The following is a 16,106-nucleotide window of genomic DNA, read 5'->3' on the forward strand; positions in this document are numbered from 1 at the left end:
GAAGCGATAGAGTGCCGCTATCCGGGCTCCCCCCTAGAGGCAAGGCCGTGGCAACCGTGTCGGCTTCGAGTCGCCTGCACCTGTTGCTGCTGTCCGCCGTGCTGGCGCTGTTGGCCGCATCGGGCTGCGCGCGCCTGCCTCCACGCGGCGAGTTGCCGCCGGAGCATGCCTTGCCGGTGGCGCACGACGCCGCGCTGGATCGCGCATTTCTTCCGCGACTGGAGCAGCATCCGGGCGAGTCCGGGTTCCGGCTGGTCTCCGATGGCGTCGAGGCTTTCGCGCTGCGCGGGCTGTCGGCGCGTTACGCCGAGCGCAGCCTCGATGTGCAGTACTACATCTGGCACGACGACCTGACTGGCTGGATGCTGGCGCGCGAGCTGGTGCGCGCGGCCGACCGCGGCGTGCGCGTGCGCCTGCTGCTGGACGACATGGACGCCCGCGCCCACAACTTCGCGCTGGCCGGACTGGACGCCCATCCAAACATCGAGGTGCGGCTGTTCAATCCGTTCGCCTCCCGGCGCGGCACGGCCAGCAAACTGGCCGAAGGGATGACCGCGTTCTCGCGCATCAACCATCGCATGCACAACAAGGCATGGATCGCCGACAACCGCATCGCCATCACCGGCGGGCGCAATGTCGGCGACGAGTATTTCGCGGCCAGCGAGCAAATCAACTTCGTCGATACTGACTATGCCGTGCTCGGCCCGGCGGTCGCGCAGCTCAGCGATGCCTTCGACCGCTACTGGAACTCGACCGCGGTGTACCCGGTCGCGGTGCTGAGCCCGGAACTGGTCACGCCGCAGACCCTGGATAAACTGCGCGCCGGCGATGCCGACCGCCGGCGCCAGGTCGCCGAATCAGCCTGGGCGCAGTCGCTGGCCGACAATGCCGCAGTCAGGCGCATCCAGTCCGGGGAGCTCGACGTGCACTGGACGCCGCGCTGGCAGGTGCTGGCAGACGATCCGCTCAAGGCGTTGAAAGCGCCCGACCCGAAGGCGCGGTCGGAAGTGCTGCGCGGCTTCGGGCAGGCGATGCGGGATTCGACATCGACCATCACGCTGATCTCGCCCTACTTCGTTCCGGGCGACGCGGGCACGACGTCGCTGGTCGATGCGGTGACAGACGGGCGGCGCGTGAGGATCATCACCAACTCGCTGGCGGCCAACGACGTCGCCGCCGTGCATGGCGGCTATTCGAAGTATCGCGAACGCCTGGTCGACGGCGGCGTCAGCCTGTGGGAGCTGAAGCCGGCTTCGGGGCCGGGCGCCGACAAGAGCCTGTTCGGCTCATCGGGCGCGAGCCTGCATACCAAGGCGGCGATCATGGATGCGCAGACGGTGTTCGTCGGCTCGTTCAATCTCGACCCGCGCTCGGTATCGCTGAACTGCGAGCAGGGCGTGCTGGCCACGCATCCGGCGCTGGCCGAGGAACTGGGCGTGATCTTCGAGCGCATGACCGACGGGGATCGCGCCTGGCGCGTGGACCGCGACGCGAAGGGCCGGTTGCAATGGCGCGACGGCGTGCGTACAGAGCACCGCGATCCGGACGCGAGCCTGTCGCGCCGGATCACCGCCCGGTTGCTGCGCTGGCTGCCGCTGGATTCGCAGTTGTAGCGATCAGTCGGACGCGCTCGCGCGTGCGGCCGGCGCGCCGAGCAGGAACTGCAGCGGCACGTCGAGACGGTCTCGCCAGGCGCGCTCGTTGTGTTCGGCGCCCTCGAAGCTGCGCGTCATCCAGTTGCGCCCCTCGACATAGCCGCCCTTGATCATCAGCCGGTCCATGCGCGCCTGGAACGGCGCATAGCTGGCATCCAGCGTGGCGGTGCCATGGTCGTAGTACAGCCGATGCGTGGCCGGATCTGGCAGGTGCTGGCCCAGCCAGTCGATCACCAGCCCGTCGCCGATGGGCCAGTGCGTCGACACCGCGCCGACGCCGCCGAATACCTGTGGATACTGCGCCGCCGCGTACAGCGAGATCAGCCCGCCCATGCTCGAGCCCATCACGAAGGTGTCGTCCCGACCGGGCGCGGTGGTGTAGGTGGCGTCGATGAACGGCTTGAGTTCCTCGACCAGGAAGCGCAGGTAGTCGTCGGACGCGATCGCCTCGACCGGGATCGGCGGTACATCGCCGGCGCCGGCCGGCCATTGCTTGCCGATCGGCTGGCGCGGCATGTATTCCTGGAAGCGAAGCGGCGTGTTCCACACGCCGACGACGATCGCCTCGCGGGCCTTGCCCTGTGCGATCAGTCGGGTCATCGCGCCGTCCACGTCCCAGTCGATGCCGGTGTAGGACAGCGCCGGGTCGAACAGGTTCTGGCCGTCGTGCATGTAGAGCACCGGATAACGGCGTCCCGGCACCTTGCCGTAGCTCGGTGGCAGCCAGATATCGACGTTGCGCGCGGGGACATGAAGCGAAGGCACGTCCTGGTAGCTGTCGACGCGGCCGGTCGCGGTGATCGGCGGCGCATGCACCGCGTAGGCCCAGGTCAGGAACGCCGGCAGCATTCGTGCCCAGCTGGCCTGGTTGTGCTCGCCGCCGTCGAGCGTGTACAGCGCGACATCGGCACGCGTGGCGAGCGCGGCATGATCGGTATTGATGCTGTAGCCCTTCTGGCGCAGGCCTTTCAGGCCCGTGCCCTTGGGTGCGGTGCCATCGGACGCCGTGGCTTCACCGACGTTCCAGCCATCGATCAGGTCGCGGATGTCGTCGAGCGCGTCGTTGACGCCGTCCCCGTCGCGGTCATCGCGATCCTCGGCGGTGCCGACCGCAAAGAACCAGCGCGCGCCGTTGCGCGGCCCGGTGCTGTCCACCATGCGCTGCGCCAGGCGCGTGCGCTGGACCGCATCGGCGTCGGTGCGGTCGGCCGACAGCCAGAACGAAGGCGAGAACGCGCCGACGCGGCCAAACAGCTCGGGGTACTGCCAGCCCAGGTTGAACGCATTGAGCGCCCCCAGCGACCAGCCCAGCACGGCGCGCGCATCGGGCGTGGTGCGCGTGCGGTAGCGCGCGTCGACCGCCGGGATCAGCGTGGTCGCCACCCACTGCGAATAGGCCTGGGCGTGCGTGCCGACCGGTCCGTACTTCGTCTGCGCGACGATGCTGTGTCCGTTTTCGCGATCGGACAGGCCGTAGGCGCCGATGCGGTCCTTCGGCATGTCGATCGCGACCACGATCGGCGGGCGGATCGTGCCCTGCGCCGTCAGTCGCGCCAGCGTGTCGGCCAGGGCCACCGCTTCGCGGTCCTGGCCGTCGTTGAGATACAACACCGGATAGCGGTCGCTGCCGCGTGGGTAACCCGGCGGCAGGTATGCGGTGGCGTGCAGGCCTTCCGGGGCGAACTCCGTCGCATCGAAATCCAAGGATTGCGTGGTGAAACCCGCAGTGGTCGCGGTGCTCGCCGGCATCCCGGCCGTCGGCGGCGCCGCATGCGCGAGATTAAGGAGCAGCGTGGCGGTCAGCAGCGGCAGAGCGAATCGGCGGACGCGGGTCATGCAGTTTCCTGTCGTGTTGGACGCAGCGGTCGTTCGATGACGATTCACTCGACGACGAACACCACCGCGGTGCGTGCCGGCACGGTGAAACGGCCGTCACGCGGATTGAATCGTGCCTGGTGGACGCGCTCATCCGCGCCGGTACGCAACACAGGGTGCAGTACGTAGGCCTTTCCGGCCTGTGCAGGAAGTGTTGCCGACTGCGTGCTCGTGCCGACGTTGATGAGGTAGATCGCCTCGCGGTAACCCGCATCGGCCATGCCTGCGCCGTCGAGATGACCCACGACCAGTACCGGGTTCTGCGCCGGGCCGGCATCGGGGAAGTGCAGGCGCTGGCGGATTTCCTGCGCGCTGCGCAGCCGGAACAGCGGCGAACTGGCGCGGATGGCCAGCCAGTCGCGGAAGCCGTCGCGCATGAAGGCGATTTCGCTTGGGGTCGGCGTGATCGAGGCATCGGCCAGGCGCGGCTTGATCAGGTCGTAATCGGCGCCGTTGTCGGTACGCGGCGGCGCGCCGGTGCCGAAGTGGTTGTCCTGGTAGCTCCAGTCCAGCCGGTTGAACCAGTCGCCGGAATCGAAGCTGTTGCGGTCCATTGACTTGGAGCGCAGCGTGTCGATGCCGGCATGGAAGTAGGCGATGCCCTGGCTCAACGCGGTGACGGCCGCGCCGAGCAGTTGCACGCGGGCACGATCCTCGCGGCGGGTATCACGCGGCAGCTTGTAGGCATTGAGGTCGAACAGCGTCTGGTTGTCGTGGTTCTCGACGTAGTTGACGACTTCCGAAGGCTGGCTGGCATAGCCGGCCGGCTGGCCCTTGTAGTCGATCGCCGACAGCGCCACGGTGCGGCCGTCGAAGGTCGTCATCGTGTAATCGCTCAGCGTGCCGGCCAGGCCCACGCGCACCAGGTCGGCGGCGCGCATCAGGTCGGCCGCCGGGCGGTTCGGGTCGGCATCGGCATTGGGCGCGTACACCAGGCCATTGAGCCATCCCTGGTCGGCGACCAGCGCGGTGCCGTGGTCGCCCGGGCCGCCGCCACGCAATGCGTCGCGCGCGCGATCGCTGAAAGTGCCGATGCCGCTGCCGTTCAATGAACGCTGCGAGGCCTGCACGAAGCGCGCGCCGTCGGCGACCTCGCCAAAGTTCCAGCCTTCGCCGATCAGTTGCACGTCGTGGCCCACCTCCGCATCCACGGCGCGGTCCAGAGCTTCCATCACCGCGCGCGGCTGGTGTCCCATCAGGTCGAAACGGAACGAGTCGATGCCGTACTCGCGTGCCCACAGCACGACCGAGTCGATCATCAGCTTGCCCATCATCAGGTGCTCGGTGGCGGTGTTGTCGCAGCACGTCGAGCGCTCGACCGCGCCCCGCGCATCCAGGCGGTGGTAGTAGCCGGGCACGATGCGGTCCAGCACCGACAAGGATGACTGGCCGGCGGCGGTGGTGTGGTTGTAGACCACGTCCATGCCCACGCGCAGTCCGGCCTGGTGCAGGGCCATGACCATCTGCCGCAGCTCGACCACGCGACGCGCACCGTCGGCGGCGTCGCTGGCGTAGCTGCCTTCGGGCGCGTTGAAGTGGAACGGCTCGTAGCCCCAGTTGAAGCAGTCGCGCGCGGCCACGGCCATCACCGCCGCCTGTTGCGCCTCGCTGTCCGGTGCGGCGTCGGGGACCTTCGGCACCGCGCAGCCGGTTTCGGGCACGGTGGCCAGGTCGAACACCGGTAGCAGGTGCACATCGGTGAGCCCGGCCTGTGCCAGCGCGCGAAGGTGGCGCATGCCGGCCGAATCGCTTTCGGTGAACGCCAGGTACTTGCCGCGGTTGCGCGCGCTGACGGTGGCGTCGTCGCGCGAGAAGTCGCGCACGTGCAGTTCGTAGATGACCATGTCGGTCGCGGCGCGGACCTTGTCCGGCGCACGGTCGGCGTCCCAGCCGGTCGGCTTCAGCGCGTCGTCCGTCAGATCGCCGATGAAGCTGCGTCTGGAATCGGTGGTGAGGCTGACGGAGTACGGATCGGTCACCAGATTGCGCACGACGCCGACACCGTCGACGTTCACGTCGACCAGATAGGAGTAGTAGCCGCCGGACTCGTCGCGTGGCAACGCGACCGACCAGGCGCCGGTGGCGGCATCGCGCTGCATCGCAACGCGCTCGCGCGCCCGGCTGTCGCCCTTGTCGTAGAGGCAGACCGACACGTCCTGCGCGGTCGGCGCCCACAGGCGAAAGGCCGTGCGCGACGGCGCCACGGTCACGCCAAGATCGTCGAGCTTTCCGGCCGGCGCATACAGATCGTCCAGCACGCCGGGCAACTGCACGGACGTCGCATCGAGTACGTGGCCGACGCCGTCCTCGCGGACCAGCAGCAACTGGCCGGTGAGCAGCGGCGGCAAGCGCGCGATGTCGGCCTTGCGCAACGACAGGACGGCGCCGGACGTGACGAAGCCGAAGCGCTCGGCGAGCGCCGTCGGCACCGCGCCGGCATGCGGGTGCAGCACGAGCATGTCGTCCGCACCGGCGACCGGCTTGCCGGGTGCGGCGACGATCTGCCCGTTGGTCGAGTGATACAGGCGATAGCGGCCCTGTCGTGGCGCCTGTGGCCATTGCAGGAGCTGGCGATCGAGCCAGTACGCACGGGCGTCCGGGCGCGAGGCGTCAGCGGCAGGCGCGGGCTGCAGGATGGTCTGGAATCCGGCGTCGCAGGCATCCAGGCCGGGAGCACCGGCATGCAACGCGAGCGGCGCGGCCAGCGACATCGCCGCAGCGAGCAGCGCGATGCGCCGCAATGGTCTGGTCGGGCTGGACGTGGTCACAGGCTTGAACTGGACACTATCGTTCGCCCGCCACGCATGTCAGCCCAGCCGGGCGTAGAACACCGAATGAGCCGGCAACTGCAGCACGCCGTCGACGATCCCACCCGACAGCAGGCCGTGGTCGGTCAGCGCGGCCATGTCGGCAAGATCCTGCGGCGGCGTCCACTGCACCGGCGAGGCCGACAGGTTGTACACCGCCAGCAGCTTTTCCTCGTCGTGGCTGCGGACGAAAGCCAGCACCGGCTCGGGCGCATCGAGGAAGCGGATATCGCCCAGCACCAGCGCCGGATGCGTCTTGCGCCAGCGCAGCAGGTGGCGAACGCCGTTGAGCACCGAATCCGGTTGCGCTTCCTGCTCGTGCACACTGCGCTCGCTGTGGGCCTGGGCGACCGGCAGCCACGGCGCGCCGGTGCTGAAGCCCGATTGGGCATCGCCGTTCCACGGCATCGGCGTGCGGCAACCGTCGCGACCCTTGAAGTTCGGCCAGAACGCGATGCCGTAGGGGTCCTGCAGCGATTCGAACGGCACCTCGGCTTCGGGCAGGCCCAGTTCCTCGCCCTGGTACAGGCACACCGAGCCGCGCAGCGAGCACACCAGCGCGACCAGCTGTTTGGCCAGGTCGTCCGAATGCGCGCCGCCGCCCCAGCGCGTCACCGCGCGCTGCACGTCGTGGTTGGAGATCGCCCAGCACGGCCAACCGGCGGTCATCTTCGCCTCGAGCTTCTCGACCGTGCCACGGATATAGGCCGCGCTGCGATCGTCGGTCAGCAGCTCGAAGCTGTAGCCCATGTGCAGGCGCTGGTCGTTGACGTACTCGGCCATCGTCGCCAGCGAGTCCTCCGAGGAGATCTCGCCGAGCGTGGTGGCGTCGGGGTAACGGTCGAGCAGCGCGCGCAGGTCCTCCAGGAACGTCAGGTTCTCGGGCTGCGTGTTGTTGTGGTGGTGGTACTGGAACGCGTACGGATTGTCCGGGCTGAACCCACGGCCGGTGCGCAGTTCCGCCGGCTTGGGCGGATTGTCGCGCAGCTGTGCGTCGTGGAAGCAGAAGTTGATCGCGTCCAGGCGCAGGCCGTCGACGCCGCGGTCGAGCCAGAACTTCACGTTGTCCAGCGTCGCCTCGCGCACTGCCGGGTTGTGGAAGTTCAGGTCCGGCTGCGAGGCCAGGAAGTTGTGCAGGAAGTACTGGCGTCGGCGGGGTTCCCACTGCCATGCCACGCCGCCGAAGATCGACAGCCAGTTGTTGGGCGGCGTGCCGTCCTCGCGCGCGTCGGCCCACACGTACCAGTCGGCCTTCGCGTTGTCGCGGCTCTCGCGGCTTTCCTTGAACCAGGCGTGTTCGATCGAGGTGTGGCTGAGCACCTGGTCGATCATCACGCGGATGCCCAGCGAATGCGCCTTGGCCAGCAGGCGGTCGAAATCGTCCAGGGTGCCGAACAGCGGATCGACGTCGCGGTAGTCGGCGATGTCGTAGCCGAAGTCTGCCATCGGCGACTTGAAGAACGGCGAGATCCAGATCGCGTCCACGCCGAGGCTGGCGACGTAGTCGAGCCTGGCGATGATGCCCGGCAGGTCGCCGACACCGTCGCCATTGGTATCCAGGAAGCTGCGCGGATAGATCTGGTAGATCACCGCGCCACGCCACCACCGTGCCATCGTCATCCTTCCTGCGCCCCACAGTCATGTGGTCGCCGCTCCGGCGCGCCACTGGGGCGCCACTATTCCACGCTTTGCCGCACCCGGCATTGGCCGTCCGGGGCGGTTGGCGATGAATACGTATGCAGCCGAAATTGTGCGGCTGCACCGCCCACTACCATGACGACTCGTCGCAGGGGTGGGGCTATGCATTGGAGTCAAGGCGCGCGGCCAGCGTGCACGCCCGACCGCGTGCGGGGTCGCGTTGGGTCGACAGGTTCATCCACACGTTCATCGCCGCGATCCATTGCAGGTTCGTGTTCGGCCATGGCAGTTGCCGTGGCGTGCGCGCTGGCGTGCGTTTCGACCGCCTGGTCGACACCATCGGTCGCCGCGGAATCCACGCAATGGAGGCAGTCGCTGGAGTGGCGCGGCCAGACGGCGAGCGTCGAGCCGCAGCCGGGCGGCGGATACCTGTTGCATCACGCCGCCGGCGATCGCCGGGTCGCGGTGCAGCCGATGACCAGCGACACGGCCAGCCCGTTGTTCGACGGCCTGTTCGCGCTGGCCCAGGCCGAACTGGACGCGGCCAAGGTTGCCTCGATTACCGACGGCGCTTTCGAGCGCGGCCAACCGATGGAGTGCCCGTGCTTCGAGACCGGCGAGAAGTGGCGGTATGTCTGGACGCGCGACGTCTCCTTCGCCACCGACCTGGCGCTGGCGAGGCTGGAACCCGAACGCGCCCGCGCGTCGCTGCGCTTCAAGCTCTCCGGCGCTCGTGAGGGCGCGCCGGCCGATGCGCGCTTCGTCGCGCAGGACACCGGCTCCGGCGGCAGTTGGCCGATCAGCAGCGACCGCGTGGTGTGGTTCCTGGCCGCACAGCACCTGATCGATGGAAACGACGAAGACAGTCGTCGTTTCGCCGATGAGGTCTGGCAGGCGCTCAACGATACGCTGGCGCAGGACCGACGCTACGTGTTCGACGCGGGCATGGGTCTGTATCGCGGCGAGACCTCGTTCCTGGACTGGCGCGAGCAGTCGTACCCGCGCTGGACCGCCAACGACGTCGGCTTCATCGCGCAGTCCTTCGCGCTCTCCACCAATGTGTTGCAGTACCGCGCGTTGCGCCTGGGCGAGCGGATGGCCCGCCAGCGCGGCGACGCACGCGCGCAGCAGTACGCCAGCCAGGCACAGGCGCTGGCGGCCGCCATCGAGCGCGCGTTCTGGCGCGAGGATCGCGGCCTGTACATGAGCTACATCGGCACTGCGGCGCATCCGGTGCCGTTCGAGGCCTACGACCTGCTGGGCCTGTCGCTGCTGATCGATAGCGGCATCGTGCCCGCCGACCGTGCCCTGCGCGCCCTGTCGCGCTATCCGGTACTGGACAGCGGAAGCCCGGCGATCTGGCCGCAGCAGCCCGGCACGGCGATCTACCACAACCGTGCGATCTGGCCGTTCGTCAGCGCCTACTCGCTGCGCGCGGCACGCGCGGTCGGGCATGCGCCGCGCATCGCCCACGAGGTCCGCTCGCTGATGCGCGGGGCGGCGCTGGCCGGTTCCAACATGGAAAACTTCGAGCTGACCACGCAGGCCGTGCACGTCGACGATGGCGCGCTCAGCGGTCCGGTGGTCAACTCGCCGCGGCAGCTGTGGTCGGTGGCCGGCTATCTCGACATGGTGATCGGCGGCGTGTTCGGCGTGCAGGCCGACGGCCGCATCGATGCCAAGCTGCCGGCCGAACTGGTGCCGATGCTGTTCGGCGATCGCCAGACCATTTCGCTGCAACTGCCGGAACGCCGGGTAACGTTGCGACGGCCGCGCAAGCTGTCCGGTGACCTGCTGGTGGCCGGCAAGCAGCACGTCGATGGCGCCGATACGGTCATCGACCTGGTCGCCACACGCGGCGCCGGTACTTCGCTGGCGCATGACGCGGCCACCTTCGCTCCGCGGTCGCCGGACGCGCCGGTGATCGACGAGGCCGGCACGCAATGGCAGGTCGACCTGCCCGTGCAGACGCGGCTGTATGAGAACGGCGTGCGCGTAGCCGATGCGACGGAACCAACGACGACGAAGCTGCCGAAGCAGGCGGCCGAGCAGTGTTTCAGCCTGACCCGCATCGACGCGCGCGGCCTGGAATCGCTGCATGGCCCCACCCGCTGCGTCGGTGATGCGCAGATAATCACTGGCAATTGGCCGCGCCGCTGGAGCGCGCCGCAGGATGGCCGCTTTGCCGTGCGCCTGGATTTCGTCAATCACCACGGCCCCATCAACACCGGAATCACCGCCGCGGTGAAATGGCTGGAGGTGCGGTGTGCGGACCAGCCATCGCAGGGTGGCGTGCTGGTGATGCCGCATGGCGAGCAGCGGCAACGTTCCAGCGCCGTGACCTTCCATGCGCCAGCGGGCGCACAATGCCGTTTCGACCTGCGCGACGGTTTCAACATGAGCTACCTGAGCCATTTCGCCCATTACACAGGCGGCACGGGCGGCGAGTCCGGGCCACTGAATTCGGCCGAACTGGGCGCGCTGCACCTGGTCCAGGTGGCTGATCCAGGCAATCCTTCCGTCATCCCCGCGAAGGCGGGGATCCCGTGATGTCGCGTGCAGAGCCAAAGTCCCTGGATTGCCGCTTTTGCGGGAACGACGATTCATTTTTCAAGGCCATAACCGAGATCCCTAAGCCATGACCACCAAACCGCAGCTGTCGTTCTGGCAGATCTGGAACATGTGCTTCGGCTTCCTCGGCATCCAGTTCGGATTCGCCCTGCAGAACGCCAACGTCAGTCGCATCTTCCAGACGCTGGGCGCGAGCATGGACGACATCCCGGTGCTGTGGATCGCCGCGCCGCTGACCGGCCTGATCGTGCAGCCGATCGTGGGCTACATGTCCGATCGCACCTGGACCCGGTTGGGCCGCCGGCGCCCGTACTTCCTGGTCGGCGCGGTGCTGGCCACGCTGGCGCTGTTCGCGATGCCCAACTCGCCAACGCTGTGGATCGCGGCCGGCCTGCTGTGGGTGCTCGACGCCTCGATCAACATCTCGATGGAACCGTTCCGCGCTTTCGTGGGCGACCAGCTGCCGACGCAACAGCGCGCCTCCGGCTACTCGATGCAGAGCTTCTTCATCGGTGTGGGATCGGTGATCGCCAGCCTGCTGCCGTGGCTGCTCGCCAAGGCTGGCATCGGCAATACCGCCGGTCCCGGCGAGGTGCCCGACACGGTGCGTTACGCGTTCTATTTCGGCGGCGCCGTGCTGCTGGCCGCGGTCGGCTGGACCGTGCTGCGCACGCGCGAATACCCGCCGGAAATGCTGCGCGCACACGACACCGTGCCGCGTGCACCGCAGCGTCCGCTCGACGTGGCGCGTGCACGCCGCAACGGCCTGGTCTGGCTGGCGATCGGCGCCGCCAGCGCCTTTGCGGTGCTGCAGTTCGGCCTCGACAAACAGTTGTACATCCTGGCCGGCCTGCTGGCCGCGTACGGCCTGGCGCTGATCGTGGTCGGCTGGACCCGCCGCGACAGCGCGTTCGCCCACATCATCACCGACCTGCACGACATGCCCGCGGAGATGCGCAAGCTGGCGGTGGTGCAGTTCTTCTCCTGGTTCGCGTTGTTCGCGATGTGGATCTACACGACCGCGGCGGTGACCGGCGTGCATTTCGGCAGCGCCGATACTTCGTCGGTCGCCTATAACGACGGCGCCAATTGGGTCGGCGTGTTGTTCGCCGCCTACAACGGTTTTGCCGCGCTGGCGGCGATCGTGATCCCGTGGATGGTGCGGCGCCTGGGCCTGCGCATCAGCCACCTGGTCAACGCCACGCTCGGCGGCCTGGGACTGCTGTCGTTCCTGCTGATCCGCGACCCGCAATGGCTGCTGCTGTCGATGGTCGGCGTCGGCTTTGCCTGGGCCTCGATCCTGTCGCTGCCGTACGCCCTGCTGTCCGACAGCGTACCGGCGGAAAAGATGGGCGTGTTCATGGGCATCTTCAACTTCTTCATCGTGATTCCGCAGCTGGTCGCGGCCAGCCTGCTCGGGTTCCTGCTGAAGACGTTCTTCGGAGGCCAGCCGATCCAGGCACTGGCGATTGGCGGCATCAGCCTGATCGTCGCCGGCCTGTGCGTGCTGCGCGTGCGCGAACCGGGCGCGGCGGTGGCGACCGCCACGGCGGCGCCTTGACGATGGGCTCGATACGAATGAGCCGCAGGCCCGTGGCGCGCGCCATCCGGATGCTGCTGCCTGCGCTGACTGTCACGGCGCTGACTGCCTGCGCCCACGGCGTCGCGACGACATCGAAGCCGTTGGACGTGTACGGCACCACCGAGCCGTTCGCCAGCGAAGCGGTGTACTTCGTGGTGACCGACCGGTTCGTCAACGGCGACACGTCCAACGACCAGCGCGAGCAGGGCGGGCCCGACCCGGCCCGGCGCACGTTCGATCGCCGCATCCCGGGGCCGAACGGCGAGAGCGACAACATCGGCTACCTCGGCGGCGACTTCAAAGGCGTGCTCGACAACGCGGGCTACATCCGCGACATGGGTTTCACGTCGGTGTGGATCACGCCAATCGTCGACCAGCCCGACGAGGCCTTCACCGGCGGCAAGCCGGCCAGTTGGGGCAGCTTCTGGACCGACCAGGGCAAGACCGGATACCACGGCTACTGGGGCGTGAACTTCTACCAGCTCGACGAGCACCTGCCGAGCCCGGGCCTGGACTTCGCCGGTTTCACCCGGGCGATGCAGCGGCAGGGACTGAAGGTGGTGCTCGACATCGTCGGCAACCATGGCTCGCCTTCGTTCACGATGCCGGTCGACCAGCCCAAGTTCGGTGAGATCTACGACAAGAACGGCAAGCTGATCGCCGACCACCAGAACCTGCCGCCGCAGCAACTCGACCCGAAGCACAACCCGCTGCATGCGTTCTTCCACACCAGGCCCGAGATCGCCGAGCTGTCGAATTTCGACGACAGCAACCCGGCGGTACTGGAGTACCTGGCCGGCGCTTATGAGCAGTGGCTGGACCAGGGCGCCTACGCGATGCGCATCGACACCATCGGCTGGATGCCTCACGCGTTCTGGAAGCAGTTCGCGCAACGCATGCGTGCGCGCCGTCCCGGGCTTTTCATGTTCGGCGAGAATTTCGAATACGACCCGGACAAGATTGCGCCGCATACGTGGGCCGAGAACGGCGGCATCAGCGTCCTGGACTTCCCGTTGAAGCAACGCATGGGCGACGTGTTCGGTCGCGGCAAGGACGGCAAGGCGCAGGCCGGTTTCGAGCACCTGGAAGGACGTCTTTATCTGCGAGACGGGCCGTACGCGAACCCGTACGAGCTGATGACGTTCTACGACAACCACGACATGCCGCGCCTGGACGCCAGCGACGCAGGCTTCATCGACGCGCACAACTGGCTGTTCACCGCGCGCGGAATTCCGGTCGTTTACTACGGCTCCGAAGTCGGCTTCATGCGCGGCCGAGCCGAACATGCCGGCAACCGCAACTATTTCGGCCAGGAGCGCGTCGATGCGGCGGCCGGAAATCCCATCCACGACCAACTCCGGCGCATCGCCCGGGTGCGTGCCGCGTCACCGGCGCTGCAGCGCGGTGTGCAACTGGACGTGCTGATGCAGGGAGATCGCGCCGCGTTCTACCGCGTGTACCAGCACGACGGTGTCGCGCAGACGGCGCTGGTGCTGCTCAACAAGGGCGATGCGCCGGCGTCGTTCGAGGTGAAGCAGTGGCTGCAGCCGGGGCGTTGGCGTGCGGCGCTCGCGGGTGGAGAGGTCGTGATCGGTGAAGGGCAGCCGTTGGAAGCGAGCGTGCCGGCGCATGGTGTCGAGGTGTATCTGCTGGATGTGCCGGTGATGCTCGTCGATCTGCAGCAGGAACTGCGCACGGCGATGGAGACCAAGCGGCCGCGCTGACACCGGCGGGGCCCGAACCTTTGTGTATCACCGTTCGTCCTGAGCGTAGGCCAAAGGCCGAAGTCGAAGGATGGACGGGACGCGATGCCTGGGCCCTTCGACTCCGGCGCTTCGCGCCTACGCTCAGGGCGAACGGTTGTAGGACGATTCCCCAACTGGATAACCGCTCGAGGGCGACACTCGAGTGACGATTACGCCCCGCTCGACCGCCTCACCACCAGCGATGCCGGCAACGTGATGCACTCCGTCGGTTCGCCATGCACCTGCCGCAGCAGCGTCTCCACCAGCAGTTCGCCAGCCCGCTTGGTGTCCTGGAAGACCGTCGTCAGCGGCGGGCTGGCGAAGCGCGCCATCGGGATGTCGTCGAAGCCGACGACGGCGATGTCCTCCGGCACGCGCAGGCCGGCTTCTGCGAACGCACGCAGCGCGCCGATGGCGATCAGGTCGCTGGCCGCGAACACCGCATCGAACTGGCCACCGCGAGCGAGCAATTCGCGCGCCGCGGTATAGCCGTCCTCTTCGAAGCTCTCCGCATCGACCTGCAGGATCGCTTCCATCGCGCCCCCGACCTCGCGCAGGGCGGCGTCGCAGCCGCGGAAGCGGTCGAAGAATTCCGGCCAATGACTCGACGCTCCGCCCAGGAAGGCGATGCGGCGACGTCCCAGTCCCACCAGATGTTCAGCGGCGAGGCGGCCGCCATTGAAGTTGTCGCAGCCGATCGACACGCCGGGCTGGTCGGACAGCACCGCGCCCCAGCGCACGAAACGCGTGCCCTGTTCGACCAGCTTCTCCAGCTTGCCCTCGTAGGCCAGGTAGTCGCCGTAGCCCAGCAGGATCAGGCCGTCGGCCTTCATGCTGTCCTCGTAGTCGGCGTGCCAGTCGTCGGACAGCTGCTGGAACGAGATCAGCAGGTCCTGGCCTTCGCGTGCGCAGGCGCGGGTGATCGAGCCGAGCATCGACAGGAAGAACGGGTTGATGTTCGACTCGTCCGGCGTCGGATCCTCGAACAGCAGCAGCGCCAGCGTGCCCGAGCGCTGCGTGCGCAGGCTGGAGGCATGGCGGTCGACCTTGTAGTTGAGCTCGCGGACCAGGGCCTCGACGCGCTTGCGCGTCTCGGCGTTGACCAGCGGGCTGCCCCGCAACACCCGCGATACCGTGGCCTGCGAGACGCCCGCGCGGTGCGCGATGTCCATCGAGGTGGCCTTGAGCTTCTTGCGCGTTCGCATGCGGGTGCGGCGTTCCTGTGCGGTGTTTCCTGAGGTTCCGCAGTGTAGTGAGCGCCGCAGGGGCGCGCATCTGGCAGCGCCGCACGGGGCCGCGTTCATCTGGAAAAGCCGGTTTGGAAGGCCGCTCTCGCCGGCTATGCGGTCCGCCCGGGAATCGAAGCGGGCATCAAAGCGATACGTGGAACAGGCGGCCGATCAACGAAGCCGCGGCCATCGCCAGCGCGCCCCAGAACACCACCCGCCCGGCGCCGCGCGCCACCGCCGCACCGCCGGCCCAGGCCGCCAGGGCGCCGGAGACTCCAAGACCCGCCAGCGTCGCGGCAATCGTGATCGCCTCGATCCGCGCCGGTGGCGACAGCAGCACCGCGGCCAGCGGCAGCAGCGAGCCGATGGTGAAAGCCGCCGCCGAGGCCAGTGCCGCCTGCACCGGCCGGGCACGCAGCGTGTCGGTGATGCCCAGTTCGTCGCGCGCATGGCTGCCCAGCGCGTCGTGCGCGGTGAGTTGCTCGGCCACCTGGCGCGCGAGTTCCGGTTGCAGGCCGCGACGGACGTAGATGCCGGTGAGTTCGAACAGCTCGCTTTCCGGATCCTCGACCAGCTCGCGCTTTTCCTTGGCGAGGTCGGCGTGTTCGGTGTCGGCCTGCGATTGCACCGATACGTACTCGCCCGCGGCCATCGACATGGCGCCCGCCACCATGCCGGCGATGCCGCTCATCAGCACGGAGTCCTGGCCGGCACCGCTGGCGGCGACGCCGACCACGAGGCCGGCGATAGACACGATGCCGTCGTTGGCGCCCAGCACGGCGGCGCGCAGCCAGCCGGCGCGCTCGGAGCGGTGGTGTTCGGCATGCCAGCGGCGCATCAGGGTCTCCACGGTGGTCCGCCATGCCGTGTGCCATGGAAGGCGTGCCATGGAAACCGGCGCCGGCGAAAGTGACGCGGGCAAGACTACAGCGTTGCAGTGTGGAGCTTGTTCGAGGCGGGGTGGGGGCTACACTGGCTGGGTCTTGCTATTGCAGGCGACGGCC

General features: G+C 68.1%; 9 protein-coding genes. 4 read left to right on the forward strand and 5 right to left on the reverse strand.

What is annotated here, in order from left to right:
• Positions 1 to 47: 47 nt before the first annotated feature.
• Positions 48 to 1,613 (forward strand): phospholipase D family protein, encoded by a 1,566-nt coding sequence (locus tag J2X06_RS02045; RefSeq protein ID WP_310057620.1) that lies wholly within the window; start codon positions 48 to 50, stop codon positions 1,611 to 1,613.
• 3 nt (positions 1,614 to 1,616) lie between these two features.
• On the opposite strand, the gene J2X06_RS02050 is transcribed toward J2X06_RS02045, so the two are convergent.
• The 3 genes from J2X06_RS02050 to J2X06_RS02060 are packed head-to-tail and all read right to left on the reverse strand — an operon-like array spanning position 1,617 to position 7,957.
• Positions 1,617 to 3,491, reverse strand: a complete 1,875-nt coding sequence (locus J2X06_RS02050) for an alpha/beta hydrolase-fold protein (protein WP_310057623.1) — start codon at positions 3,489 to 3,491, stop codon at positions 1,617 to 1,619.
• Between the two features lie 44 nt (positions 3,492 to 3,535).
• Positions 3,536 to 6,298 (reverse strand): pullulanase-type alpha-1,6-glucosidase, encoded by a 2,763-nt coding sequence (pulA, locus tag J2X06_RS02055; protein ID WP_310057626.1) that lies wholly within the window; start codon positions 6,296 to 6,298, stop codon positions 3,536 to 3,538.
• Positions 6,299 to 6,337: 39 nt separating this feature from the next.
• Positions 6,338 to 7,957: an alpha-glucosidase family protein gene (locus tag J2X06_RS02060; RefSeq protein WP_310057629.1), complete on the reverse strand. Its 1,620-nt coding sequence runs from the start codon at positions 7,955 to 7,957 to the stop codon at positions 6,338 to 6,340.
• Positions 7,958 to 8,257: 300 nt separating this feature from the next.
• Between J2X06_RS02060 and J2X06_RS02065 the strand changes: the two genes are divergently transcribed.
• The 3 genes from J2X06_RS02065 to J2X06_RS02075 all read left to right on the forward strand — a co-directional run bounded on the left by J2X06_RS02065 (position 8,258) and on the right by J2X06_RS02075 (position 13,852).
• Complete coding sequence (locus J2X06_RS02065; protein ID WP_310057632.1) at positions 8,258 to 10,525, forward strand: Six-hairpin glycosidase-like protein; 2,268 nt, start codon at positions 8,258 to 8,260, stop codon at positions 10,523 to 10,525.
• 88 nt (positions 10,526 to 10,613) lie between these two features.
• On the forward strand, positions 10,614 to 12,107 hold the full coding sequence (locus J2X06_RS02070; RefSeq protein WP_310057634.1) for an MFS transporter: 1,494 nt from the start codon (positions 10,614 to 10,616) through the stop codon (positions 12,105 to 12,107).
• Positions 12,108 to 12,124: 17 nt separating this feature from the next.
• Positions 12,125 to 13,852, forward strand: coding sequence for an alpha-amylase family glycosyl hydrolase (locus J2X06_RS02075; RefSeq protein ID WP_310057636.1), 1,728 nt, complete (start codon positions 12,125 to 12,127; stop codon positions 13,850 to 13,852).
• 191 nt (positions 13,853 to 14,043) lie between these two features.
• Here the strand turns inward: J2X06_RS02075 and J2X06_RS02080 are convergent, their stop codons facing one another.
• Both J2X06_RS02080 and J2X06_RS02085 read right to left on the reverse strand, forming a co-directional pair.
• Positions 14,044 to 15,078, reverse strand: coding sequence for a LacI family DNA-binding transcriptional regulator (locus tag J2X06_RS02080; RefSeq protein ID WP_310057638.1), 1,035 nt, complete (start codon positions 15,076 to 15,078; stop codon positions 14,044 to 14,046).
• A gap of 166 nt (positions 15,079 to 15,244) precedes the next feature.
• Positions 15,245 to 15,940: a VIT1/CCC1 transporter family protein gene (locus tag J2X06_RS02085; RefSeq protein ID WP_310057640.1), complete on the reverse strand. Its 696-nt coding sequence runs from the start codon at positions 15,938 to 15,940 to the stop codon at positions 15,245 to 15,247.
• Positions 15,941 to 16,106 lie beyond the last annotated feature (166 nt).

The sequence above is a fragment of the Lysobacter niastensis genome (genome assembly GCF_031457115.1).
Taxonomy (GTDB): domain Bacteria; phylum Pseudomonadota; class Gammaproteobacteria; order Xanthomonadales; family Xanthomonadaceae; genus Lysobacter_J; species Lysobacter_J niastensis_A.